Origin of the sequence: Paraburkholderia sp. MM5496-R1, assembly GCF_050436205.1 — a bacterium.
Lineage (GTDB): Bacteria > Pseudomonadota > Gammaproteobacteria > Burkholderiales > Burkholderiaceae > Paraburkholderia > Paraburkholderia tuberum.
In genome coordinates, this window is record NZ_JBNDLT010000001.1 from 431,233 (window position 1) to 455,885 (window position 24,653).

Annotated in this window: 19 protein-coding genes; 11 read left to right on the forward strand and 8 right to left on the reverse strand. The window is 61.6% G+C overall.

Features of this window, described 5'->3' with window-relative positions:
* Positions 1–83: 83 nt before the first annotated feature.
* Positions 84–872: a hypothetical protein gene (locus OKW38_RS02185; RefSeq protein ID WP_429332862.1), complete on the reverse strand. Its 789-nt coding sequence runs from the start codon at positions 870–872 to the stop codon at positions 84–86.
* A 224-nt stretch (positions 873–1,096) separates the two neighbouring features.
* Here OKW38_RS02185 and OKW38_RS02190 point away from each other — a divergent pair, with 224 nt between their 5' ends.
* From OKW38_RS02190 to OKW38_RS02205, 4 genes are all read left to right on the forward strand, one after another.
* Positions 1,097–2,158, forward strand: coding sequence for an IS110 family transposase (locus OKW38_RS02190; RefSeq protein ID WP_429359779.1), 1,062 nt, complete (start codon positions 1,097–1,099; stop codon positions 2,156–2,158).
* Positions 2,159–2,784: 626 nt separating this feature from the next.
* On the forward strand, positions 2,785–3,267 hold the full coding sequence (locus OKW38_RS02195) for a hypothetical protein (protein ID WP_429359781.1): 483 nt from the start codon (positions 2,785–2,787) through the stop codon (positions 3,265–3,267).
* A 260-nt stretch (positions 3,268–3,527) separates the two neighbouring features.
* A complete protein-coding gene (locus OKW38_RS02200; protein ID WP_429359783.1) occupies positions 3,528–4,283 on the forward strand; it encodes a hypothetical protein in 756 nt (251 codons plus the stop codon).
* Between the two features lie 119 nt (positions 4,284–4,402).
* Positions 4,403–4,543, forward strand: a complete 141-nt coding sequence (locus OKW38_RS02205) for a hypothetical protein (protein ID WP_429359785.1) — start codon at positions 4,403–4,405, stop codon at positions 4,541–4,543.
* Between the two features lie 41 nt (positions 4,544–4,584).
* Here the strand turns inward: OKW38_RS02205 and OKW38_RS02210 are convergent, their stop codons facing one another.
* The 3 genes from OKW38_RS02210 to OKW38_RS02220 form a co-directional block, all read right to left on the reverse strand.
* Positions 4,585–4,914: a hypothetical protein gene (locus OKW38_RS02210; protein ID WP_429359787.1), complete on the reverse strand. Its 330-nt coding sequence runs from the start codon at positions 4,912–4,914 to the stop codon at positions 4,585–4,587.
* A 75-nt stretch (positions 4,915–4,989) separates the two neighbouring features.
* Positions 4,990–5,343, reverse strand: coding sequence for a BON domain-containing protein (locus tag OKW38_RS02215; RefSeq protein ID WP_429359789.1), 354 nt, complete (start codon positions 5,341–5,343; stop codon positions 4,990–4,992).
* A gap of 678 nt (positions 5,344–6,021) precedes the next feature.
* A protein-coding gene (locus OKW38_RS02220) for an IS3 family transposase (RefSeq protein ID WP_429359791.1) occupies positions 6,022–7,205 on the reverse strand; the annotation gives its coding sequence in 2 pieces (ribosomal slippage) (positions 6,022–6,935 and positions 6,935–7,205; 1,185 coding nt in all).
* Positions 7,206–7,337: 132 nt separating this feature from the next.
* On the opposite strand from OKW38_RS02220, the gene OKW38_RS02225 reads away from it, so the two are divergent.
* Positions 7,338–8,732 carry a serine hydrolase domain-containing protein gene (locus tag OKW38_RS02225; RefSeq protein ID WP_429359793.1) on the forward strand — a complete coding sequence of 465 codons (1,395 nt, stop codon included), beginning with the start codon at positions 7,338–7,340 and terminating at the stop codon, positions 8,730–8,732.
* Between the two features lie 501 nt (positions 8,733–9,233).
* Complete coding sequence (locus OKW38_RS02230; RefSeq protein ID WP_429359795.1) at positions 9,234–10,304, forward strand: helix-turn-helix domain-containing protein; 1,071 nt, start codon at positions 9,234–9,236, stop codon at positions 10,302–10,304.
* 316 nt (positions 10,305–10,620) lie between these two features.
* On the opposite strand, the gene OKW38_RS02235 is transcribed toward OKW38_RS02230, so the two are convergent.
* Together OKW38_RS02235 and OKW38_RS02240 are read right to left on the reverse strand one after the other, a co-directional pair.
* Positions 10,621–10,905 carry a hypothetical protein gene (locus tag OKW38_RS02235; protein WP_429359797.1) on the reverse strand — a complete coding sequence of 95 codons (285 nt, stop codon included), beginning with the start codon at positions 10,903–10,905 and terminating at the stop codon, positions 10,621–10,623.
* Between the two features lie 490 nt (positions 10,906–11,395).
* The gene (locus tag OKW38_RS02240) at positions 11,396–16,912 is read right to left on the reverse strand and encodes a trifunctional serine/threonine-protein kinase/ATP-binding protein/sensor histidine kinase (protein ID WP_429359799.1); all 5,517 of its coding nucleotides are present in this window, start codon (positions 16,910–16,912) and stop codon (positions 11,396–11,398) included.
* Between the two features lie 923 nt (positions 16,913–17,835).
* Here OKW38_RS02240 and OKW38_RS02245 point away from each other — a divergent pair.
* The 5 genes from OKW38_RS02245 to OKW38_RS02265 all read left to right on the forward strand — a co-directional run bounded on the left by OKW38_RS02245 (position 17,836) and on the right by OKW38_RS02265 (position 23,255).
* The gene (locus OKW38_RS02245) at positions 17,836–18,828 is read left to right on the forward strand and encodes a hypothetical protein (protein WP_429359801.1); all 993 of its coding nucleotides are present in this window, start codon (positions 17,836–17,838) and stop codon (positions 18,826–18,828) included.
* 64 nt (positions 18,829–18,892) lie between these two features.
* The gene (locus OKW38_RS02250; protein WP_429359803.1) at positions 18,893–19,606 is read left to right on the forward strand and encodes a hypothetical protein; all 714 of its coding nucleotides are present in this window, start codon (positions 18,893–18,895) and stop codon (positions 19,604–19,606) included.
* Between the two features lie 415 nt (positions 19,607–20,021).
* On the forward strand, positions 20,022–21,275 hold the full coding sequence (locus OKW38_RS02255; protein WP_429359805.1) for a site-specific integrase: 1,254 nt from the start codon (positions 20,022–20,024) through the stop codon (positions 21,273–21,275).
* Positions 21,272–22,249 (forward strand): tyrosine-type recombinase/integrase, encoded by a 978-nt coding sequence (locus OKW38_RS02260; protein WP_429359807.1) that lies wholly within the window; start codon positions 21,272–21,274, stop codon positions 22,247–22,249. Before OKW38_RS02255 ends, OKW38_RS02260 begins: the two co-directional genes overlap by 4 nt.
* Complete coding sequence (locus tag OKW38_RS02265; protein ID WP_429359809.1) at positions 22,242–23,255, forward strand: tyrosine-type recombinase/integrase; 1,014 nt, start codon at positions 22,242–22,244, stop codon at positions 23,253–23,255. The genes OKW38_RS02260 and OKW38_RS02265 overlap by 8 nt, the downstream gene beginning before the upstream one ends.
* Before the next feature lie 138 nt (positions 23,256–23,393).
* Here the strand turns inward: OKW38_RS02265 and OKW38_RS02270 are convergent, their stop codons facing one another.
* Positions 23,394–23,570 carry a DUF1016 N-terminal domain-containing protein gene (locus OKW38_RS02270; protein WP_429332863.1) on the reverse strand — a complete coding sequence of 59 codons (177 nt, stop codon included), beginning with the start codon at positions 23,568–23,570 and terminating at the stop codon, positions 23,394–23,396.
* Entirely contained in the window at positions 23,567–23,845 is a 279-nt protein-coding gene (locus OKW38_RS02275) for an HU family DNA-binding protein (RefSeq protein ID WP_429360668.1), read from the reverse strand. The genes OKW38_RS02270 and OKW38_RS02275 overlap by 4 nt, the downstream gene beginning before the upstream one ends.
* Between the last annotated feature and the right edge of the window lie 808 nt (positions 23,846–24,653).

Below are 24,653 nucleotides of genomic sequence, written 5' to 3' on the forward strand. Positions count from 1 at the left end.
CAGCTGCGGCTTCCTCTGTCTGATTCGAAACCGGCGCCCCGAGAGAGGTTGTGTCGAAAAACAATCCAGGGTTTTTTACTTCTTTACTTCGACAGATGCAGCTTCTTCGATAGCACGATACCCCGCTGCGGGCTCACCAGCCAGATGGCGTGAATGTTGGTGTACAGCGTCGAGGTTCTTGTTGTGATGTCTGTGGGCTCGTCGTCGCTGGGATCGCTATGTTCGCGTCGGTCGGTCAGGTAAGGCGGCGCCATGCTACACATCAGCACAATCGCGAAGTCTCCATTCGCTTCGTAGAACGCCGACTGCGAGAGTGTCACGCGTCCGTGAACCCTGGTTTTGCTCCGTTCGCCGGACTTGAGCTCAATCAGATCGATATGTTGGATGTACCCCTTGGCCTTCGCCTCCGGCGCCACCACAAGCCCTCGACCGCGTGGTCCGGTTATGGTCTTCTTGAGCAGGATCACTCCCGGATTGTCGTCATCGGATAGATCTACGTTTACCGTCAACAGGTGCGTCTTTGACTGATATCGTATTCCGTAGGGCGCCGGTACGACGAAAGCCAGCTCGCGGTCGAGACTGGCTTTCGGCAAGTCGAGATCGCTTGGCGCCTTAAGGACAGGGACGTGGATCAGGTTCCTGATGCGATCGCTCAACGAAGGAGAGTTGGCATTGAAGCTCTGGTCCGCCAAGGCGTCCCTGATGGCAACCGGGTCGTCGCCAACGAAAGGCCGAGTCGACAGGACATCTGCAGAGGCAGAAGTTTCAGGCTCAGTCGCACGGGTAACAGTGGCTGAGTCTGCCGACGTCCCGGCGTGCGCCAGCAGCGACATGCAAATCAGGGCGCAAGCGGCGTTCGAACGGACCAACATGGTTTTAAGATCAGCCACGACAAACCCCTCTAGGATCAAGGCAGTCTATCGCAAAGCCTTGCACGGTCAACTCGAGCGCGCGACAGCGGCCGTAGGCACCGGCTTGGTCCGTTCTTCGTCAGCTCAGCAATCCCAACGAATTAGTAAGGACTTTCCCGATCTCGTGGCATAGCGATATGCCAGGATGGTTGGTGCTAGACAACTCATCTGGGAAGGGGAAAGTCATGGACAAGATTACTCGTATCGGCGTGGATCTGGCCAAGAACATCATCCAGGTACACGGCGTGGACAGCATGGAACGCGTGGTGGTCAGGAAAGCCATTTCACGGCAGAAGTTTCTCGAATGGTTTGCCAACCTCGAGCCGTGCCTGGTCGCAATGGAAGCGTGCAGCGCAGCCCACTACTGGGGGCGCAAGCTGCGCGCGCTCGGCCACGAGGTTCGGCTGATCGCGCCGCAGCTCGCCGCGCCCTACCGCAAGGGCGGCAAACACGTGAAAAACGACAGGCTCGATGCCGAGGCCATCTGCGAGGCCGCGGGCCGACCGCACATGCGCTTCGTGGCCGTCAAAACGGCAGAGCAGCAAAACGTGCTGCTGCTGCACCGGATGCGGGACGGTTTCGTTGAGGAGCGTACCGCGCTCGTCAACCGGCTGCGCGGTGAGCTGGTCGAGTTCGGCGTGTTCCTGCCGCAAGGCATCAATGCATTTCGTGCCCACTTCGTCGAGGCACTGGAGGACGGGGCCACCGAACTGAACGGTGTCGCGCGCACTGCGCTGCTGCGAGGCTGGGAGCACCTGCAGGGCCTCGACCAGCAAATCGCCTGGTGCGACGCGCAAGTCGCCACGCACGTGAAGCACGACAGCAACGCGCAGCGCGTGATGGCGGTCATCGGCATCGGGCCGCTCACCGCGTCGGCCACGGTGGCTACCGTCGGCGACGCTCGCCTGTTCAAAAACGGCCGCCAATTTGCCGCCTGGATCGGCACGGTGCCCAAACAGAAGAGCAGCGGCGGCAAGACCCACCTGGGCCGCATCACCAAACAGGGCAACACGTATCTGCGCACGCTGCTGTTCCAAGGCGCGCGCTCGGCAGTAACGAGCGCCCATCGACGAACCGACCGGCTCTCGCGCTGGATCGTTCAGCTCCAGGCACGCGTGGGTTGGTATCGAACGCTGGTGGCTGTCGCCAACAAGCACGCGCGCATCCTCTGGGCAATTCTGGCCAAGGGCGAGCGCTTCGATCCCTCGTATGTCTCCACTCCCTCAACACCGGGCCAGCCACGGTAGGACAACAGCATGAACAGGTAAATTCGCAGCGTCACCTAAAAGCGTGACTTCGTAATCCAGGACGCAAAGGCAAGGATAGCGACAGGTCAGACCGGCAGCGGGCGAACTCGAAAAGCTGTGAGGCGCTACACGAAATGTATTCGCCGTCCAACGGATGGAGTCCTGCTGCGCGGTTACTATCCGGGCCCGGGCACCCGCAATGATAGTGCTCAACAAGGCCGTTTATAGGTGTGCAGTCTGTCTCGCCGCTGAATGCCGAATGTGTACCCCGATGACATGGCAATCGAATGGATGGACGAGGATGGATGGATAAATCAACCCCAGCTTGCAAAAAAAGGGAAGTCCTTATAGGCAGCTATAAAGGCCGAGAACTTCCCGGCCAAGACGGCTGCTCGAATGGCTGTTCCACTTTGAAAGCTGCCGTAGCGATCGCGTCGGGTCGAAGGGCAGATGTGGGTCGTCTACGGTCTCCGAACGGTGTTAAGGCGGAACGCCGGAAAGGATGTGAAAATCCCTTGCGGGTGCCACGGCGCGTCCGATACTGAAAGTGCTTTGCGGGTGCCCGCTACCGAAGTTAGTGGCAAAGTCATCGGCAAGGTGAACGGACTACGCAATGGAGGCTGACTATGAACCAGTCAAGTTCCGCTCAAAGGCGGGAGAAAATATTCTACGAGGTGTCAGGCGAAAATTCGAAATACACGCTGCTTCACCTGCTGGACGTTGAAGACATACCGGGGCATTCGCTCGCACTCTATGAACTGCATCGCACCTTTCCCAAGGGCGCGTTGATGTTTGCTGGCGTAAGCGTCACGGAGCAATGGATGCGCGGCACCGTGGACACCGTCGATGGCAACGGCACCGTCATCGGCTATGGGTTTTACAACCTGGAAGGCGGCGACAAGATTCTCGGCAAGTTTGACGGGATCTCACAATCTGCAACCGGCCAGTCCGCCGATGTCCGCACCGTCATAGGAAGCACGGTGCTCACCGGCGGCACGGGGAAGCTGCGTGGCATTTGCGGCATCCTTCACTTTATGACCAACACGGACGTCTCACAGAACCTAAATGAGAGTAAATGCGAGGGCGAGTACTGGATGCAAAAAGGCTAGTCCGGGCCTCACGGTGCCTTGCACGCGGCCCAGCGTAAAGCTCACTGATCAGAAGCCTCCGCTGAAGCTCAAGGAAATCTGGGCGATCAGCGAAAAGCTGAAGGCGGATACGACTTCGCGATGTTCAGTTCAATCTCCGGGGGTGGTCACTACCTGAAATACGCCGTTACCACTTTATAACGTGCAACATGGAACCCTGACATAAGCTGAATGGAAAGTGTGAGGCGCATGTCGCCGCGCGAATAACGAGGGAGCATGTCATGAACCCGCTCGATGCAACGTTGCGCGCCGGCAGCGCCGTTGCAGTTCTTGCGTTGTCCGGCGCGCTGTCTGGTTGTTACTACGTACCGTACGGCTACTATCCAGGCTACGGGTATTACCCGGGCTATCCTGCTACCTATTCCACTGCCTATCCGAATGGCTATCCCGCCGTGCCGACGGCGGCCACGCAGCATGGCGTGCCCGTCGCGCCCGGGGAGCCGTCGCAGCAGGCTCCGGCGCCAGAGGAATTCAACATGCCCGACGGCAGGTCGCCCGACGGGCCGCCATCGACGTACGATTTCGCCCCCGCGCCTGCCTATGGCGCGCCGGCGTACTATCCAATCGCCTATCCACCGGCCTACCCCTACGCGTATCCATACCCGTACTACGGGTACTGGCCGGGCTACTACTGGTGGCCGTCGGTGTCGTTCGCCTTCTGGGGCGGGTGTTGCGGCGGTTACAGCCACTACCACTATGGCCATCACACCTACTGGGCCGCCCACGGCTACTGGGGCCATGGGTACTATGGCCACGGGTATTACGGACACGGCTACTACAGCCGCGCCTACTCTGGAAATGGACAGGGTGCGTGGAGCGGCAGTCACGCCAGCTGGGGAGGTGGTAGCTACGGCAGCAGCGCTTCGGGCGCCGGTCACGCGAACTGGGGCGGCGGTGGCGGCTGGGGCGGTGGTGGCGGTGGCGGCTGGGGCGGCGGCCGTTACTGGGGTGGCGGCGGCCACGGCCGATCGCATTGAACCGGGCGTGCGGCGCACCGCGCGACGGGTATCGCGCGCGGCGAATGGCCGGAGCTGGGACGACGAACGCAATCCTTCCGCCCCATCGAGTCGGAATTCGCGACGGCTGCAGAGCGCCGATGCGTACCACAGCTGGGTGCGCCAAGATTCAATCGTCGCTCGCCGACACGCGCCCCGCGGTCGCGCACGATCAGGTGATGGCCGATACGGAGGTAATCATCCGCGCGGCCGAGCGAAAACGGGCGGCTATACGGTCGTGACGGCTCAATAGAGCCGATTGCGACTCGATACCTCCGCCTGCTCACCATCGAATGGCGCGCGTCCGCGCCCGAAGGACCTGACCGAGCTCATCGGCGTCATCGCCGAACATAACCCGCAGGCTGCCTGCGAGTGACACGGCGGCCGCCATCAGGCGCAATTTTGGGACGGTTGCTCCTTGTTCTTGTCGGTGCGTGCTGATCAACACCACGACGGCGGCCGGACAGTTCGGGCTCAGGAGTGACGAGCGGTTTGCGCTCGATCCGCGCCTGACATCGATCAGATAGCCAAATCCTAGGTTCCACGAATGTCTGCTGATCACGCTCGGCACGATCACGAGAGAGTGCGAGGCGGGTGGACGCACGGTGAACATCTTGTCCTGCGAGAGCGTCGGCTCCTCTTTTCACGGCTGAAAACGGCCAGTACTTCCCGGCGCCGCCTCGAAGCGTCAATACCCTTTCGTATAGAGCGTCAGATGGTTACTCACCGACGTTACACCCGGCACGCCCTTCGCCACTTCCGCGGCCTGCTGGATCTGAGGACCGTCCGGCACGCTGCCGGATAATGTCACGACGCCGCCCCGCGCCTTGACGAATACGTTCGACACGTTGAAGTTGGGCGCTTTCGACAACGCCTTGCGTACATCCCGAGCCAGCTTCTTGTCCGCTGGCGTCGCCTTGCCTGAACTTGCAGCCGGACTCGAGCCCATCGGCATAGCGTTGCTGGCTTGCGCGTAGACGTTCGACGTCAACGTCACGCATCCCACGACGACGAGCAGATTCACGACGTTCCATGCTTTCATGATTGCCTCTCTCGTTCGGCCTGGCAGATGGTGAGTCAAAGATAGCCAACATTCCGCTTCTAACAAAGCTGCTTGCACGATTAAGGGAGGAAAGCCCGTATCCAGACGCGCGCCCGCTGGCAGGTCGATCATCGGGCGAGTTCGCGAATGAGCAGCCGCAGTATCGCTAGCGAGGCTTCACCGCAGATCCGAACGCGTGACGCATTGGAAGCCACCTCACCCCGTGCACGATCCGCGTGCTGAAAGGTTACGCCTCAACGCGCTGCGCCCGCGTGGTTATGACGCTCGTAGTCTTTGAAGCTGCCGAATATGTGGTGATGGGTCCACGGTCCGCTCAGGGTCGCTTTATGCCGGTCGCATATCGGCATCGAGCGGCGGTAGACCGAGGTCCGCATCGGGCTGGGTTCGGCCAAAAGCCGACGTCCATCGATGTAGATCGAATCGCCGACAATCGGTTCCCTCGTGGGAGAGCCGTTCTCGTGCGGCGGTTGCGCACCCGCACCCGCCGCATGCCGCGCCTTATCAAACCGTACCTATCAGCGCTCGGGAACGACGTCGAACGGTGTAGCCAAGATTGCAATCGTTGCTATTTTTTTCTTCAAAACGTTGTGTAGACTCTTATCTCGGAAAAGAACTGCTGACCTTGCCCCTGTTTGGCGAATCCCTTAACCGAGGAAATTACGCAGCCTCGCCTTGCTGGGCTGCGAACCAGTTTTTCTCGAATGTCATGGGACTGACGTAGTCGAGTGTCGAGTGTAACCGGCGTGCATTGTAAAAGCCCAGCCAGTCAATCACCTCATCCATTGCGGCACGCCGCGTGGCGAAGTGCCGGCCATGCATGCGTGCTACCTTCAGCGAACCCCACAGACTTTCGGTCGGCGCGTTATCCCAGCAATCGCCGCGTCGGCTCATCGACGAACTCATGCCATAGGCCTTCAACGTGTCCTGGAACAGGCCGCTGCAATACTGGCTACCCCGGTCGCTGTGCACGATTACGCCGGCTTCCGGGTGGCGCCGGAACCACGCCATACGCAGTGCGTCCGTGACCAGCTCAGCCTTCATGTGCGGCTGCATCGACCAGCCCACCACCTGCCGGCTGAACAGGTCGATGATGACCGCGAGGTACACCCACCCCTCGGCTGTCGCCAGATAGGTGATATCGCTCGTCCAGACCTGGTTCGGTGCAGTGGCGGTGAAATTGCGCTCCAGCAGATTCGGCGCCACCGGCAAATCGTGGTTCGAGTTCGTCGTTGCGATGTACTTGCGCTTGTGGCGAGCGCGAATGCCATGCTGCGCCATCAGCTTGCGAACCCGCTCCTTGCCCACGCGCACGCCACGCGCGAGCAGTTCCTTCCACATGCGCGGCCAGCCGTACTCGCCCTTGACCTGCGCGTGAATCGCCTTGATGTTTGCGAGCAGTGCATCGTCGCTCACGCGGCTTCGGTGCGGCCTGCCCTGCGCGGCGCGTTGCCGGCGCTGATGATATCCGCTGGGGCTGACCTCCAGCACTTCGCACAGCACCGAGACCGGCCAGTGGCGTCGATTGCGCTCAATGAATGCGTACTTCACATCGATTCCCTGGCGAAGTACGCAGCGGCTTTTTTTAAAATATCTCGCTCCATCTTCAGGCGAGCTACCTCCGCACGCAGCCGGGCCAGCTCCATCTGTTCCGGGCTTACTGGCCTTGTCCCAGCTCCCGCCAGCTTGCCTTCCCGCTCAGCCTTCACCCAGTTGTACAGCGTCTGTTCAACCACACCCAGTGTCGCCGCCACTGCTGCCATGCTTTGCCCGGCCTTGACCAGTCGCACCGCTTCCAGCTTGAATTCGAGCGTGTACTGTGCCCGCTTTGCCTTGCCTGTCATCGTTCTTCTCCTTGCGTGAGTTTACCTGCTCAGCAAGGGATTCGTTTTTCGGGGGCAAGCTCATGCTTACGTGCCAATGGCATTATTTTTCCGTGATTTCGTTCAGGCGCGCGCCTAAGGGACAGCAAATCAATGGACAAGAATACCCAGGCTGCCGCTCCGGACTCTATCGGGCAGAAAATCACAGAATTACTCGCTGCGATTAACTCAAACGACCGCCTTGCAGTTCGAGCGTTTCTGGATAAAAACGTCGTTTCCCCGCCGGCTTCGCAAAAACATCTTGCCCGAAACGATCTCGAATGGTTGCTTGGCCTTTTCCGAATTACGCAGGGCGTGGACTTACTGTCCGTGGCCGAAGATACGAGTAACTCGACGGTGGTGGTCACCGTCGAGGACCGAGTGTACGCGGGATGGCACGAAATTCGATTGATTATGGAATCTGGTGGGTCAGGACGCATATTCGAGATGACCGCGAGGCCAACTCTCACGCGAAACGCAACTCGGACACAACTGGCCACGACGGATTTGGCTGAGCAGGCACTCGAACTCTGCGTGAAAGGATTCAATGCCGGTGTGTTTTCCGGGGCAGTGCTCATCGCGCACGGGGATGAGGTTCTGTTCGAATATGCATGTGGTCACGCAAACAAGCGCTTTCACATTAATAATGGTCCGGATACCAAATTCAACCTTGGGTCCGCGAACAAGATGTTCACTGCCGTTGCGCTCGCGCAGCTGACAGAAACCGGTCAGCTCAGTTTTGAGGACTCTCTCGACAATTATCTGAGCGATGAGTGGCTTCCTGCCTCCGTGTCGAGCGGGGTAAAAATAAGACACCTTCTTACCCATACCTCTGGATTGGGAAGTTACTTCAATGAGACATTTTTCAAGACTTCCCGCGATCTTTTCCGCAGCATAGACGACTTCAAAGTACTCGTTCGGGACGACAGCCCTGCGTTCGAGCCTGGAAGTGAGTTTCTATACAGCAACAGCGGTATGTTGCTGGCAGGTGCCGTTATTGAACGGGTAACTGGTACGGACTACTTTAGTTATGTTCGCGATCGAATATTTGTTCCGTGCGCAATGTTTGACACCGACTGCTACGACATCGACGACCCCATCGAAAATCTCGCGATGGGCTATGTTCCCACATCGCAGAATCGGTCCGGGTGGCGCGAAAACATATTCACCCACGTTGCCAAAGGCGGACCGGCAGGCGGCGGTTTCTCAACCGTTCGAGATCTTCACCGATTCGCCACGTCGCTCTTGTCCGATCGCCTGATCAGTCGCAAGACACGTGATTTGCTGTGGAGAGATCACATCGGGGCGCAGTATGGGTACGGATTTTTTGTAAGTGGTGAGGGGAGCGACTTAAAGGTCGGCCACGCTGGTGGTTTTCCGGGCATCAGCGCAGACTTCAAGATTCAACTGAATGGCGGTTTTGTTACAGTTGTGTTGTCTAACTACGACCTTGGAGCATTGGAACTATCACGGCGCCTACACGAGCTAGTTGACCAAATATATTTTTGAATTGTCTCGATTCTCGCAACTAGCTGCCCTCCGCTGAATCTGCTTCAGCGGCCGGCACGACCGTCGAAGATGAAGTTGGAATGTCCGCTCTGGAATCCGTCGAAAGACCGCTGTGGGTCGCGATATGCCGGACGCATGAGGCACGGGTCGGCCAGCTATGGACGCTGACCAACGCTTTCAAGCGGACATCCGAACGTCGAATTGCCCCAGACAGCTGACCTTCGCGCGCGGATTGCCAGATAGAATGCGCCCTAGCTGCACGATCCGATTGTCGATTTGTTCTCTTGATGGACCGGCTGGATGAAGGCTAAGAACCGCCTGGGTCGCTTTAAGCCTTCCATGGCTTCGGCAGCCCGGACAGGATATTCTTCTTTGTCACCCAATAGGCGCGCACGGGGCGGCCTTCTGACTTGACATGGAAACTCGCCGCACCGGGCGGACCACAACTGGACGGAAACCAGCGATGCGCACCAATGGACCAACGAACTGTCGCCCGCCCGTATGCCATTGAGCCACTTGTTGTTACCGCCGGAGCCGCCCAAGCTTGCGCCGGGCATCGTGCACAGCAATTTCAGCGTGCAAGGCGACGCCCGTCACAGCTTCCTCGCCTGGCAGGAGCGCATGAATCCGGTCTACGACATCCAGGCTGCCTCGAAGCACGGTGACGAGACGTTCGACGCGGCGCTCTCTCGCTACACTATCGACAATCTGAGTTTTTTCGATTTCCGCACCAGTCCCAATCTGGCCGTGCGGTCGCTGGGACGAGTGTCGACGGAAAGCATACGCGACGTTAGCTTCAGCGTGTTCCTGAAGGGTCTGCCCGGCCAATTCCTGGGCGGCAAGCAACGGCGCGACGCACCGCAGTTATCTTCCGGGCCGACCATCCTCGCGCTGGACATGGATCAGCCGTGCACAGTCCGGAGTTTTCATAGCCGGATACTGCTGTTCTTTGTGCCGCGCGCCCTGGTCGAAAAAGCGTTCCCCGACGCCGCGTCGCTGCATGGCCGCCAGGTCGAAGCCACGACGCCCTTGACGCGCATGCTGATTGCTCATCTGGTCGCGCTCAATCGACAAATCGTCGGCCTGAGCAAAGACGAGGCACATCAGTCTTTTCTCACCGCGGTCGAACTGCTGGCCGCGGCATTCAGCCGACAAGCGGGCCTATCCGGTAACGCTCGCGCTGCGGTGCGCGCCGCAGCGTACGGACAAGTTCGGCGCTATGTCGAGGCCAATCTGCACGACCCGGATTTGTCGCCTGACAGCGTGTTGGCGTCGCTTCATTTATCGCGCGCCAGCGTGTACCGACTGTTCGAGCATGAAGGCGGCCTGGCCACTTATATCGCCAGCCGCAGGCTGCGAATGGCGGCTGATGAACTGGTCCGCTTTCCTCATCTCGAAGTGCAGGACATTGCCTCGGGGCTTGGTTTCAATAGTGCGTCGAGTTTTACGCGCGCATTCCGTCGCGCCTTTGATATCGCGCCGCGGGACTTGCACGGGTATGCCCCGCTGCTCCGACGCGAACAGGACAGGCTGGAGCGACATGCTACCTGGCCGGCGGCAGGCACCACATAAATGCGCAAGAAGGTTGAGCACGCGGTGCTATTCGACTGCGGTGACTCCCGCGCCGATCGGACTGGGGTCTGTAAAGTCAGGTTGCCGGGAGCGGGTTGTAGCCGCGGCATAAATCGGCAGGAGCCGGCCAGGAACAATGGGATGGACTCCTCCTCACCCGACTGGTACACGGCGCATGATTAGCGGCGTACTTGACCGGTCCACAGGGACGAACCGTAGATGGACATTATCCGCGAGCGCCCGTTTGCCGGATCGGAATCGCCACCGTGTTCTCTTATCGGCCCCCAGGCTGACGTCCGGTTTTCCCCGGCCGGCGTCAGGCAGCGGTGCGGTTGCATATGCTGACCGATGCGTGCCGCTTGAGCAGGTCGAGGAGCCGGAAGACCCGGCGCCGCTGAACGGCTACAAGGTCATGTGTTTCCGCCAACCTGCCAAGGCGCCTTTCCCAATACTCGTGATCGAGCCCACGAAAAGTGTTTTCAGCGTTCACGCGCGTGACGTACTGGGCTATGCGTTCGAAGTGGTCGAGCTGCGCGTCGGCGAGGCTGGCCGGCAACAGGCCCCCGTCCGTCGAAGTCGGTTTTTTTTTCGTGCTGCTCATGGCTATCTCTGATCGTACGTCTAGCACCTTCCGCCAAAGCGATGCCATGGCCAACGTTCGCCCACAACATCGCGACGGCCCCTGAGTTTTCCCGGGCAAATGCGGGAGTCCCTTATCTGGTGGAAAAGCCTTCTTCCGTACGACAATACCGCGGCTTCCTTGGTACGCTTTACCGTGTGTCTCACAAACTTCCGAGGGGCCGTGCAAATCGCGTGTCGCCTGATACGAACGCGGCGTCGCGTGTCAGATTCACCCGTAGAGCTCCTTGATTGACAAAATGTCCTCGGCCCGTCATTTCAGTGCGAGGGCAGGCTGCCGCATCGGCGCCGATCGGCCATCTTGAGACACTCGTAGGCGCGCCGCGGCGGACATTGCAACGTCGGCTTCGAGCCAGACAGCGGACGCTGGCCGATCGACCCTAGCTGCCGCATCGCCGGCTCAGCCGGCTCGCGGACCGCAACCGCCAGAAAAGTGCTCGTGCTGCGTGCAATCACGATGAAAGTTCTGGATAAACCGGCACGGTGAACTGAAAGACAGCGCCGCGCGGCACGTTCGCGCTCGCCCACAATCGGCCGCCGTGTGCTTCGATGATCGAGCGGCAGATCGACAGTCCCATCCCCAAACCGGTCGGCTTCGTTGTATAGAACGGGGCGAAAACGTGTTCGGCGCTGTCCGCGGTAAAGCCCGGCCCCGAATCGCGCACCGCCACGAGCAAATAGCCCGAGTCGGCTTCCGCTGTGCTGACGAGCATTTCTCGCACGCCATCGCTGACGCTGCTCATGGCCTCGATCGCGTTGATGACCAGGTTGAGGAGGACTTGCTGCAGTTGCACTCGGTCGCCTTCGACATGCGGCACCCCCCCCGCGAGTCGCGTCTGCACCGAGGCGCCGCGCTTCGTTGCTTCGCCACGCGTGAGCTCGATCACCTCGCGGATCGCCTCGTTGAGGTCCATCCGTTCCTTCCGTGGTGGCGCCTTCCTGATCAGCTCACGGATCCGGCCGATCACATCCCCCGCCCGATTGCTGTCATTGACGATCCGGCTAAGCGCCTGCCGGACCTTCTCCACCGCAGGCGGCTGGGCGCTCAGCCAGCGCAGCGCAGCCTGGGCGTTGGTGACCGTCGCGGCGATCGGCTGGTTGACCTCATGGGCGATCGAGGCCGTGAGCTGCCCCATAGTGGCCACGCGGTTCGCATGCGCCAGCTCCGTCTGCACCTCGCGGTAGCGCCGCTCGCTCTCGCGGGCTTCTTCCTCCGCCCGCTTGCGCCCGGTCAGATCGAGCACGAACGAGACACATTCCTTGCCACCTGCTTCGATACTGGCCGCACCGATCATGACGGGCACACGGCTGCCGTCCTTCCTGACGAACTCCTTTTCGCTCGGCTGCGCGCGCCCCGTCTCCGCGATCTCTCGCAGCGCTCGTTCGTCGCCCTCGCGCCATTCCGGGGGAGTGAGGTCCGTCCAGCGTACGCGACCCGAGACGAGGTCCTCACGCTCGTATCCCACCATGCGAAGAAATGCGTCATTGGCCTCAAGAATGTCACCTTCGGCATTCCAGACGCCGATGCCGATGATATTCGCGTCGACGAGGCGCCGGATCTTCGCTTCGCGTTCCGCGAGGTCGCGGTACAAACGGGCGTTCTCCAGCGAGATCGCGGCCTGCGAGGCCACCAGCTTCAGCACGGCGATCCGGGCCGGGCTGAACACGCGGACAGTCAGACTGTTTTCGAGGTAGAGCGCGCCGGTCAGCCTGGCCTGATTCATCAGGGGCAGGCAGAGAATTGAACGGGCACGATGCTCACGGATGTAAGGATCGGTCGCAAACGGGGGCTCGGCCACGGCATCGTCGAGAATGACGCTCTCGCGGGTGCGCAGGACGTGGTAGAGGACCGACTCCGGCAGCATCGCCGCGCTCACCGGCACATCGCGCAGCTGCAACTGGGTCGCGTCGCCGCCGGTCGTCGCTTCCGCTGCTATCCGTTGTTCGCCGCCGTCCGACAGAATCAACAGGCCGCGCTCGGCGCCCGCCTGCTCTGTGGCCGTGCGCATGAGCGTATCCAGCAGCTTCTCCAGCACTATCGCGCCCGAGACCGCCTGCGACACCTTGATGACCGTGGCGAGATCGAGGTGCTCGACCGGCGTCGCGATCGTGCTTGTCGGGTCGGGCGCGGACTCTTCTGTCCTCAGGTGCGGATACCTCTCCTCGAGTTGTCGCACCTTGCCGTCGGCGCCCCAACGCAGATAGCCATAGCGGGCGTCCCGCAAATACAGACGGGCAATCTTCTCAAGACCGCGCGCCGCGTAGAACCGCCCGGCGAGTTCGTTCGCGAGTGCCTCATTGTGGACAAAGCCGTTTGCCTGGGCCGAGTGGATGGCCTGTTCGTACAACTGCTCGGCATCAACCACGCGGCCTTCGATGCGGGCGATCTCGGCACCGACCAGCGCGGCGCGGTTCCCGAAATTCTCTGGGCCGTTTTTCGCCCAGACCTGCAGCTGCTTGTGATGCGCAGCCACAGCGTCCAGGTGCTGCTGCCGATCGCTGGCTCGTGCGGCGTCGCCGCAGTCCCAGTATGCGGCTCGGGCCAGCGCGCCGTAAAAGTGATAGTCGGCTTCCTCGAAGAACGAAACTGAGGTCCAGAGCAGCGGTTGCGCCTTCGATGTGGCGTCCACAGCCGCCGCATAGTCGCTGGCCATATAGCGCGCCTGCAACTTCCGGATCCAGTACCAGCACGCAGCGATCGCCAGGGCCGGGTTGCTGGACAGATGGTTTTCGGTGCGAAGCTCGGCGAACTGCCCGTCGTCAAAGCAACCGAATTTTGGCGTCAAGCCGCGGAGCGTCCGTACCAGCGCGAGTTGCGTTGTAATGATGTCAATTGAAAGGCCGAACCGCGCCTTCTCGGCGAACGCGAGGCCGTGTTCGGCTTCGCCTTGCACCGCGGGCAGCGGCTCGCCGGCGAAGAGCAGGTCCGAGTTGAGAAGGCTGCACGTGTAGGCCCCATGCGTGAGGTCCCCGATCCGGTTCGCCGCTTCGAACGCTCGGCGCAGCAGATCACGGCAAGCCCGTACGTGTTTTGTCCAGCCCACGACAAAAAGCGAGAAGCAAAGATAGGTGCTCGCCTCGAAGCGTTTTAGCCCGCGTCGTTCGACCAGCTCGTAGCCGAGCTGGCCGAATCGAAATCCGGCCTGATAGTCGCCAAAACACGGTCCGGCAATCTTGCTGAGCTGAACGTAGGTGTAACACGAAGCATCGCAGTTGCCGCGCTCGAGGCTCAGACAGACCGCCTTGCAGGTCGTCAGGGCAGCCAGGTTCGCATCCGTAAACACGGCCGACGGCACGAGCTTACTCAGAACCTCGACGGTCGCGAAGGATGCCGCGTCTCGCATCGGCGGCAATTCGATGAGTTCCTCGATCGTCCGGCTCCCAAGCAGTGACCAGATGCGCTCGTATTCGCATCGCACCTCCTCGTCTTCCGGATGGGGGGACCACGCGATACCGACATGCCGGAGGTAGTTGAGACCAACGGCGGTCGCGCGGCCGGCCTGATCGAGGGCCATGCAGACATCAATGTGCAAGCACGCGACGAGCGCTTGTTCGACCGTTGTCGTGGCACGAGTCGACAGCGCCGCCAATCGCTCCTCTGCGACCGATAACTGGCCGGTGAGGAATTCGCATTCGGCCCGATTCAGCTCCAGCGCAAAGATCAGCTCATGCCGTCGCGCCCAGCAATCCTCCGCCAACTGCGCCGCACCAGCGACGAGATAGGCGAGCGCCGCGGCGTAGGCGGTGGCCCCCTTGGCGCGCTTGCCTGCGATCAGGTTGAACTCGGCGAGTTGGTCCCGTTCCTCCTGGTCGGTGATCAGCGCGGCGCCGCGGTTGAGCTGACTGACGATGTCGAAGATCGCCTCCTCCCGCTTCCCGGGAGGTGTGTGTGCCGCGAGCAAGCGACCGATCCGGAGGTGGACCTCGGCGCGGGATGCTTCCGGGATCAGCGAATGGGCGGCTTCCTGGACCCGGTCGTGGATGAATCTGTACGAACCTTCCAGGCGCTCGATCAGTTCCTCACGGACCGCCGGCCACAGCGCCGCATGCACCTGCTCCTCCGAAGTCCCGAGAACGATCGCAAGCATCGTGATCGCGGCGGTGTTGCCGAGACAGGCCAGTAGCTGCAACGCCTGCTGCGTGTCGGCCGGCAGGCGGGTCAGTTTGCCAACCATCAGGTCGACGACATTGTCGGTGTAACCCTTGGCGTAAATGCGATCGAGATTCCAGGACCAGCACGCCACGTCATAATCGAAGGTGAGCAAATCCTCGTCCGCAAGTACGTGCAGAAACTGGATCACGAAGAACGGATTGCCCGCGGTTTTGTCATGCACCAGTTGCGCCAAGGGCGCGGCGCGCTCCGGCTCGCAGTGAAGCGCATCGGCCATCAACTGTTCGAGGTCATCAGGGGCGAGAGGCTCAAGCGTGATCTCTTCGATCTTCGCGCCGGCGTTTCGAATCGATTCAAGCTTGCGCATCAGCGGATGCTGGGCATCGACCTCATTGTCCCGGTAAGCGCCGATCAGCATCAGGTGTTGCAGGTCCGAGCGGGTCAGCAGGTCCTCCAGCAGGTCGAGCGTCGCCGCGTCGAGCCATTGCAGATCATCGAGAGAGAGCGCCAGCGGATGGTCCGGTCGGGCAAATACGCCAATGAATCGGCGCAATACGAGCTGGAAACGGCTTTGCGCGTGCTGCGGCTCGAGCTCCGGGACCGGCGGCGGGTCACCGATAATGAGCTTCAGTTCGGGGATGAGGTCGGTCATGAGCCGCGCATTCGGGTCCAGCGCCTCCAGCAACGCGCCGCGCCAGATCGCCAGCTCCGTGTCGCTCTTGCCGAGAAGCGGCCGCACCAGGCCTTGAAACGCCTGCACCAGCGTCGAATAGGGAATGTCGCGCTTGTACTGGTCGAACTTGCCCGAGGCGAAGAGCCCGCGCGATGGCACCAGCACCTTGTGCAGCTCATTGACGAGCGCGGATTTGCCGATCCCGGAATAGCCGGACACCAGTATCAACTCCGGTGCGCCGCCTTCGACGACGCGGTCGAAGGACGCGAGCAGGGTTTCGATCTCGCGCGCCCGCCCGTACAGTTTCTCGGGGATCAGCAGCCGGTCGGGCGTGTCGTGTTCGCCCAGCGGGAAGTCGTCGATGCGGTGCTGACGCTCCCAATCGGCCAGGCAGTGCTGCAGATCGCGCTCGACGCCGGCCGCGGTCTGGTAGCGCGCCTCGGCCGTCTTGGCGAGCAGCTTCATGACGATCTGGGAGACCGGAACCGGGATCCTCTCCACCCTCTCGTTTGGCGGCACCGGCTTTCTGGCGATATGGCAGTGCACCCATTCCATGGGGTCGGCGGCCGTAAACGGCAGCGCGCCGGTGAGCATCTGATAGAGTGTGACGCCAAACGAATAGAGGTCGCTGCGCGAATCGATCGAGCGGTTCATCCGGCCGGTCTGCTCGGGCGCCATGTAGGCGAGCGTGCCGGCGATGGTCTCGGGCGGCGCGGGCGCCTGTCGTTCGCGCGGCAGCCGCGAGGCGAGGCCGAAGCCGGTGAGCCGCGCGTGGCCGTCCGCGCAGTTCACCAGGATATGAGCCGGCTTGAGGTCCTTATGGACGAGGCCGCGCTGATGGAGCTTGCCGAGCGCCGCGGCGATGCCGACGGCGAGGCGCAAAACACTGCCCACCTCCATGGGCGCGCTGAGCAGCCGCGCGAGCGGCTCGCCGCCAGGATCCTCAAGCACCAGCAGGGTCTGGCCGCCTTCGCGCACCAGCTCCAGCGGTCGCACTGCCCACCCGCCATCGAGTTCATCCCTCAGCCCGAACTCGTGAGCGAGGCGAACGAGGCTGGCCGGTGGTGGATGTTCGGCGGCGGGCCGCGCAATCAGGACGTTGTCGCCATCGCCATCGCCCGGGCGCCGCCCTCGAGAGAAGACGCGCTCGCCATCGTCCCACAAGATTTGAAAGCTGTTACGCATCGCGCCGGAACCATACGTACGCGTTTATCTGTCGCACTCTGCCGTCGGACTGCTGCCTGTTATTGAGTTAAGAGGACGTTAACATCCGTCCGCCTAACGGGCCGGGTGCGCTCGAAAAGGAAGTCGCGCGACGGCATCGCTATGGACTGCAACGTTCTACAGCCGCAAGCGTCTCGTCAGGATACACTTCGGCGACCGCGGCGCCATCGGGATTGGGTCGGAGGGCCGCGGTGAGGATCTGCACGCTACTCGGACTGTGCCGTCGAATGGGGGGGCTGGCGCGGGCGGGGCCTGGCGCGCCACCGACGCGGCTTCGGCGCCGTGGCCAAGGCCGACCCGAACCGGGCCGCGGAGGTTCGCTGCAGAGGCGCTCCTGGTTCGTGACCCTCCGCCCTCCCTCAGACTTCATGCGGGTGCCGTCAGCGTGGCCCATCTCTCGACAATTTTCCGGCTCGCAAACGCCACCGGACAAAGCCGTGAGACACGATCTTTGCGATCTGCGACCGTAGGTAAAGGCAGGGAGCGTACTGGCAGCCGCGGAGGCACGGATGACCGTTGCGCCTCGGAAGCTGCCGTCTACATGATGAGGCGTCCAACGGCAGAAGTGGGTCGTTCACGGTCCTCCGATGTCGCCGGTAACGGTTGTCGGTGTAGAGAACAACAATTACGAGGACCAGGGGCAGCGTAACGCGAAGACTCTGATGCAGAGCCTCGGCGACGACGCAATCCAGCCTTGAACGCCAGCAGGCAGCAGTCGGCCAGGAGCTGCCGGACACCGAGCGGGTGCCGGTGGCAAGTCAAGGCCGAAGCGGTCCATCGCGTCTCGGCGCTGGCGCGCTGATTGGCGCCCCATTGCGGCCGCTGGATCGGCGGAAGTCGTTGCCCGGAGCCACGCTGTGCGTCGTTGCGAATCAGGAGAAGCCATGACAGATCCCCGCCATAGCAGAGATGCCGGAGGTTCGTTCACCCTGAACAATCCCGACGACAAGACGTCCATTAGGGAAATGCTGTCGCTCGGCAAGTTCCTCTACATCGTCACTGAAAAGTGCACCTACCGCGTCCAGATGGCAGACCAAGTAGACCCCGACCGGAAAAATCCTGCCCTCCCCCCCGTCTTCCAGCAAAAGCTTTTCGACGTTGGCACTGACTCCGAGCTGCTGCGACGGACATTCATGCAGGCGAAAGTCTTGTTTCGCAAGGAGTTCCTATCCATCGACATCGAGAAGGCAATGGAGCTGACGCTCGAAGCGCTGGCGGAACTGGCGGCGTTGCACGAGACTTGCGAAAGCTTCGCAGCGTCGGAGCAAGCCGCAATCGACAAGGTGAGAGCGAGCCCGGCGAAGGATAGAAGCCAGACCGTGCCTGCCATCGGTGGCGTTCAGAGCCAGTGCAAGACTTTTGCCCAGAAGGCCGACCACTTCGTAGTGAAGCTCATGGACATCGTGCGGCTGTTTTTCCCCGAGCAGAAGGGGAAGAATTGGGACGACCTCCGGTCGCTAGCAAAGCGTCTCTACGGCGAGGGCGACCCGTTTTGCAAGGTGCTTGAACTAGCGGTCCCTGTGCTGAAGCTCGTGCGCAACACCCGCGACTGCCTCGAGCATCACTTGCCCGGCGCGACCATTCGCGACTTCGAGCCCGACCCCGGCGGCGGGATTGCTCCACCGACCATCGAGGTTGACTTTCGGGGCAGCTTGCTCGCGCGCTGCCCGATTACCTCCTTCATGGAGCAGGTCAGGACGCATCTTCTCGACACGTTCGAGATGCTCGTCGCCCATATGAGCGCCAAGCACATGAAGCCGTTCGCTGGGATGCCTATGTCCGTGGGGTTGCTGCCCGAAAATGTGCAGGCCGCCTGGCATGTCCGCTTCGCCTACGGCATGTATGACCAGGACGGTCATTTCGTGCCGTGCGGTTGAACTGAACCCGCTCTGGTAAAGTGGCCGAAGTTTCGGCGCTCGTCATGCTCAACCCAAGGTGACCATGAAATGCTGGATTTGTGGTGCGGAAGAGGCGGCAACGCGCGAGCACCTCGCCAAGGCATCTGACCTGAAGGCGCTGTTCGGCAAGCCCTCCCAGCGCCGTCCCCTCTATTTCCACGCCAGTGACCGCCCCGGAATGCCCAGACGCCGCAACATCCACGTCGGCAGCCTGAAGTCGGACACGCTGAAATTCGCGCATCGCATCTGCCTGACCTGCAACAGCGCGCGCACTCAGCCATATGACTACGCCTGGGAGCTCTGCTCGGGGGAGCTGCGCGCGGCAGTGCCAAGGTTGCTGGCCAAGGGCTCGTTCCGCGCCAACTGGCTATTTCCCTACGACACGCGGCGCGCCATGCGCTTCGTGCACCTGTACTTCACGAAGCTGTTCGGTTGTCTGGTGATCGAAGGCGGAATGCCCATCGACATCGCGCCTTTCAGCGAAGCTATTACGAGCGGTCGCCCGCATCCGCACCTCTACCTTGCCTTTGGCCATCTGCCGCTGCCGGTCGTCATGGCAGGTGGGTCCGACGTCCATACGGCGCAGCTGGAAGGCAAGGTAGCGTTTGCCACGTGGCTATACCACGTGGGTGACTTGGCGGTGAACGTGATGTATGCCCTGCCGGGACAACAACGCGAGGGGCTCAAAGTTGCTTGGCATCCCCACATGGGGGCCCAGCGGCTTCGCTTCACGCGGTTTAGCGGGGAAACAGACTAAGCGCCCCACGCCGCTCTGCCGCTACTCAAGCGCCGCGCTCTCCAAGCAGAATGCCCGCGCTCAAAAACCGGGCGGGGTAAGAAGGGGGCATGCTGTTCAAGGTATTGGGGATACTCGGGACCAATATCACCACCGATGACGGTTGTGTGGCCGAGCGCGAGTACAGGGCGAGGCGGTCACCGGCCGCTCCCGCCGCACAGCTGTCGTCGAGTTCAAGGCAGCGAGGGGCAGCTTAGGGTCGCTATGTAAAGCTTTGCATAGCGACCCCTATGTATAGATCTCAACTATGTATAGTTTGCTGGCTTCGAATTCGCGTAATGTAGGCGCAGCGCGGCTGGTGGCAGGCCGGTCAGCGATCTTCTAGACATAGTTTTGGTATCGGAGTCCAGTGGTGGTTCCACTTCAGGAGACCGTCATGGGAAACGTCCGACTGCCTCAACGCAGCTTCAGCAACTGGCTCGACGTGGGGCCCTTGGCGCCTCATGTCGATGCGTTCGTGCAATATCTGGCGGACCGTGGTTACGCCAAGAACAGTTTTGCCACTTACGTGCGCAGCATCGATCATTTTGCGCAATGGATTCATCGCCGTCGTGTGGATGTTTGTCGCATCGACGAATCAGTGCTCGCCGAGTTTCTGAACGAGCACCTTCCGTCCTGCCGTTGCGACGGTGTCGTTCAACGCCATCGACCCAGTCTGAGCGCTGCACTAGGGCATCTGCTGGTAGTGCTACGCGCTCGAGGAGTGATCACCCCACCGGTCGTGAGCAAAGCGCCGGTAAGCGAAGAACTACGCCAGTACGACGAGTACATGGATCATGTTCGTGGCCTCGCTCCCAAGACCCGGGAGTCGGCACTACGCATCGTAGGTCGGTTCCTGACCTCGCGGTTCGGCGACTACGTCATCGACATCCCGATGGTCAGGCCTGAGCACGTGCGCCGCTTCTTCGCCCAAGAGGCAAAGCTCTACAGCAAGCCGGCGAGTGCCGGCGCAGTGGTGGCCGCGCTGCGCGGCTACTTCCGCTACCGCGCGTCACTCGGCGATCTTGTACATGGGCTCATCGGCGCGCTCTCGTATCCTGCCAACTGGCAATTGGCTTCGCTGCCCAAGACCCTGACGACCGAAGAAGTCGAGCGGCTGATCGGGTCTCTCGGCCAAGCCGGCCGCTGCCCGATGCGGCGTACCGCCATCGTACGATGTGCCCTTGATCTTGGGCTTCGCAGCGGTGAAGTTGCGCGGCTCGGCCTTGATGACATCGACTGGCGCGCCGGTACGATCACACTCCGGCACACCAAGGGGCGTCGGGAAGACGTACTGCCGCTGCCATCGACCACCGGCGCAGCGATTGCCGCGTACCTGAAGGATGAACGTCCCAAGACCCGCAATCGCGCTGTCTTCGTACGTCACGTCGCCCCACGCGGCGAGCCCGCAGGCCCCGATCTCGTGCGCAAGACGATTCGCCAGGCCTACGCTCGCGCTGGGCTGCCATACACAGGCTCACACCTGCTTCGCCACACCATGGCAAACCGACTGCTGGCAAGCGGCTCCTCCCTCAAGGAGGTGGCCGACGTGCTGCGCCATCGGTCCCTGAACACGACACTAATCTACGCCAAGCTCGACAGCCGTAAATTGGTCGAGGTGGCGCTGCCGTGGCCGGGGAGCCCATCATGAGCGCCGTCCTCTCTCTGCACGCGTACGTTGAGCGCTACCTTACTGAGCGCCGCGGCCTCGGGTTTGGTCTACGCAGCCCGGCTTATGCCTTACGCAGCTTCGCACGGCACGTTCAGTCCATCGGTCACCGCGGACCGTTGACTGTGGAGGTCATGGCCGATTGGGCGCGACGCGACAGCCATGGCAGCAGCGACCCGCACACGTGGGCGAGACGACTCAAACAGTTGCGCTCGTTCATGCGCTGGCTGCAACAGTTCGAGCCGCGTACCGAGGTTCCCGACGATGCGATCTTCGGTCGCCTGCCGGAGCGACAGGCACCGCATATCTATAGCGAGAGCGAGATCGTTGATCTGCTGGCTGCCGCTCGACAGCTTGGGCCGGCCCCGGGCTTGCGCGGAATCATCTTCGAGACACTGTTCGGACTGGTCGCCAGCACGGGGCTGCGAATCTCAGAAGCGCTGGCGCTGCGCATCGAGGATGTCGACCTCACGCGCGGCATGCTCACCATCCACCAGACCAAGTTCGGCAAGTCGCGGCAGGTACCTATGCACCCCACCACGATCGAAACCCTGCGTCGCTATCGGTTGACGCGTGACCTGTCTGGCGAGTCCGTGCAGGAGGACGCACCGTTCTTCGTCGGCACGCGCGGTCAACGCCGGGGACTGCCGCTGGGCGAGCGCCAGGTACATCGCGTCTTCAAAGGGCTACGCGAGAACCTGAACTGGCGCAACCGCGGGACCCATCACGCCCCGCGTATCCACGATCTGCGGCACACCTTCGTCGTGCACCGCATCATGCGATGGCACACGCAGGGTGTTGATATCGATCAGGCGATGCTATCGCTGTCGACCTACGTCGGGCACGCCATGGTGACCAACACGTATTGGTACCTCTCGGCGGTTCCGGAGTTGATGGGTTTGGCTGCAGAGCGATTCGAGTCGTTCATGCCCCAGGTGGAGGTGCCCGATGCGTAATGCCGTCGCACCCAAGCCGCCTTCATTCGCTTCGCTCGTGCAGCAGTTCTTTACCGAATACCTGGTCACACAGCGCGCGCTCAGCTCGCGCACGGTAGCGTGTTACCGCGACGCCCTGGTGCTGTTTCTGGACTTCGCCGGGCGCAAGCTGGGCAAGGAGCCGACCGCGATGCAACTCGTGGACATCCAGCCCGATCTGATCCTGGCATTCCTGGATCATCTGGAGCGCGAGCGGAACAACTCGGTTCGCAGCCGCAATCTGCGGCTGACCGGGCTGCGCGCATTCCTGAAGTTTGCCGGCCGACGCGATGTCGCCTCGCTACATGTTGTAGAGCGAGCCTTGGCGGTGCCGATGAAGCGCTTCGAACGCCCGATGCTGGGTTTCCTCACTCGCGAAGAGATGGTGGCAGTCCTGGGGCAACCCGGACCGACCTGGTCCTCGCAGCGCGACCATCTACTCATGGCGATGCTCTACAACACCGGCGCTCGTGTGTCCGAGATTATCGGCGTGCGCGTGAGCGATGTCGTACTCGACGGAGCGGCTTGCGTGCACCTGCAGGGCAAGGGTCGCAAACAACGATCGGTACCGCTGTGGAAGACGACTGTGCAGGAAATCCGCGCATGGCTGCGCCTCAACCCACAACTGCGAACTGAAGCAGCCTTGCTTCCTAATCGCGACGGGCGCGCGATGACTCGCTGTAATGTTGGGCAACGCTTGGATCTTGCCGTCGCCCGCGCCGCGACCAGCCTGCTGAGCCTTGCCAACAAGCAGGTTTCACCGCATACGTTGCGTCACACCACGGCGATGCACCTGCTGCAATCGGGCGTGCCCTTCAACGTGATCGCACTCTGGCTCGGACATGAGAGCACCAATACCACTCACCGCTACGTTGAGGCAGACCTCGCCATCAAGGAGAAGGCACTCGCTCGGCTGGAAGCTCCCGCGACCAAGATGCGGCGATTTCGTGCGCCGGATTCGCTCATCCGCTTCTTACAGACGCTATAACTATGTAAAGATCCGTCGGCCCCTCAAGCCCTGCGGAACAGGGGCCGATACCCGCCTTCGAGCCAACCTATACATAGTTGAGATCTATACATAGGGGTCGAGCTGAGACAGTTGACCGGGTGCCACCGACCCGCTGGCCTAGCCGAGTTCGCCGCCTTGCTCGAACTCCACGATGCGCCGGCCAATCTCCCGGTAGGTCGCCGTCATCAACGCGTTGACGCGGCGGGCGGCGGCCGCGCGCGCGGACTCCACTACGTCGGCGATTTCACGCTGCAGGCCCGCGTAGATGGCCGGTGCGATGCCGGTCTTCGTCACCGTGCGTTCACCGCGTCTTTGAACACCTTGCCGGCAGTGAACTTCACCGACTTTGCCGCGGCAACCTGGATTTCAGCGCCCGTCGACAGATTGCGGCCGGTGCGTGCCGCACGCTGTCCCGTCGGGAACGAGCCGAAACCGAACAGTTGCACGGTGTCGCCAGCGGTCACCGCGCGCGTGATGGCGCCTGGCACTGCATCGATGACTTCGCCGGTGGCGGCCCTGGTGTCGCCGGTGCGGGCTGCGACCGCGTCAATCAGTTCCTGTTTATTCATGTTCGATCGGTTGTTGTTGGCCAGACCCGCAACGTACGGCAACGGGCGGTCCGAACGCAAACGCGCACGCACGTGCCCAAGGTAGCGCCCGCCCCCTCCGTTTTCCCGGCCAGCGCGGGCTGCCGGAGCGTGACAGACGGAAAATCGTCCAGCGGCCAGCAGCGCTGTCGCGGCACTGCGGTAAAAGTCGGTGTGTGCGGCTCCGTCATTGCGAAACGGCCTCGACGTTGGAGGGGCGGACCAGGCGAACATGACGGTTAGTTGCGTCATTCGGTATTAAATGAACCGGTAAGGCGAGCTTTTGCAGGAGCGCGGACACTGGAACGTTGAGGCTTTCCTCCTGCAGTCCGTCGTGACATCGCTAACCGCATCGGGCGCCTTGGCGATGCGGCGGCACGTAATGGCGCCGGGCAAATCGTTTGGCGCCTTTGCGCCGGAGGTCCTATGAGGTCACACGCGGATCTGCCATCGGGACGGCAGGAATTCGCCCTTATGAGAGCGTCGAACGCACATGTCAGGGTCGAATCGATACTCGAACCTCCAGATTTCAGTCTGCGTAACGAGCGAAGCCGAATGTGGTCGGTCGAGGAGGATGCCATGTGGAGCCGATCGGCGATGATGACAAGATCACCGTTCGGCAGACCAGGCTGCCCCTGGTAGCGCCCCCGTTTGCCGAGTAGGACAAGCAGCGCTAAACCCGGGTCATCAACGCGCCCATGCTCGTGGCAGCCTCTTCGAATCCTTCCCGGTTTGGGCTGCGCAAGGCGGCAGGAGGCGGCAGCAAGAAGGAACAGGTAGAGTACCCGAC

Coding starts and splice junctions, on each gene's coding strand:
- OKW38_RS02185 (WP_429332862.1), bottom strand. CDS start 872: ATGTTGGTCCGTTCGAACGCCGCTTGCGCCCTGATTTGCATGTCGCTG.
- OKW38_RS02190 (WP_429359779.1), top strand. CDS start 1,097: ATGGACAAGATTACTCGTATCGGCGTGGATCTGGCCAAGAACATCATC.
- OKW38_RS02195 (WP_429359781.1), top strand. CDS start 2,785: ATGAACCAGTCAAGTTCCGCTCAAAGGCGGGAGAAAATATTCTACGAG.
- OKW38_RS02200 (WP_429359783.1), top strand. CDS start 3,528: ATGAACCCGCTCGATGCAACGTTGCGCGCCGGCAGCGCCGTTGCAGTT.
- OKW38_RS02205 (WP_429359785.1), top strand. CDS start 4,403: ATGCGTACCACAGCTGGGTGCGCCAAGATTCAATCGTCGCTCGCCGAC.
- OKW38_RS02210 (WP_429359787.1), bottom strand. CDS start 4,914: ATGTTCACCGTGCGTCCACCCGCCTCGCACTCTCTCGTGATCGTGCCG.
- OKW38_RS02215 (WP_429359789.1), bottom strand. CDS start 5,343: ATGAAAGCATGGAACGTCGTGAATCTGCTCGTCGTCGTGGGATGCGTG.
- OKW38_RS02225 (WP_429359793.1), top strand. CDS start 7,338: ATGGACAAGAATACCCAGGCTGCCGCTCCGGACTCTATCGGGCAGAAA.
- OKW38_RS02230 (WP_429359795.1), top strand. CDS start 9,234: ATGCCATTGAGCCACTTGTTGTTACCGCCGGAGCCGCCCAAGCTTGCG.
- OKW38_RS02235 (WP_429359797.1), bottom strand. CDS start 10,905: ATGAGCAGCACGAAAAAAAAACCGACTTCGACGGACGGGGGCCTGTTG.
- OKW38_RS02240 (WP_429359799.1), bottom strand. CDS start 16,912: ATGCGTAACAGCTTTCAAATCTTGTGGGACGATGGCGAGCGCGTCTTC.
- OKW38_RS02245 (WP_429359801.1), top strand. CDS start 17,836: ATGACAGATCCCCGCCATAGCAGAGATGCCGGAGGTTCGTTCACCCTG.
- OKW38_RS02250 (WP_429359803.1), top strand. CDS start 18,893: ATGAAATGCTGGATTTGTGGTGCGGAAGAGGCGGCAACGCGCGAGCAC.
- OKW38_RS02255 (WP_429359805.1), top strand. CDS start 20,022: ATGGGAAACGTCCGACTGCCTCAACGCAGCTTCAGCAACTGGCTCGAC.
- OKW38_RS02260 (WP_429359807.1), top strand. CDS start 21,272: ATGAGCGCCGTCCTCTCTCTGCACGCGTACGTTGAGCGCTACCTTACT.
- OKW38_RS02265 (WP_429359809.1), top strand. CDS start 22,242: ATGCGTAATGCCGTCGCACCCAAGCCGCCTTCATTCGCTTCGCTCGTG.
- OKW38_RS02275 (WP_429360668.1), bottom strand. CDS start 23,845: ATGAATAAACAGGAACTGATTGACGCGGTCGCAGCCCGCACCGGCGAC.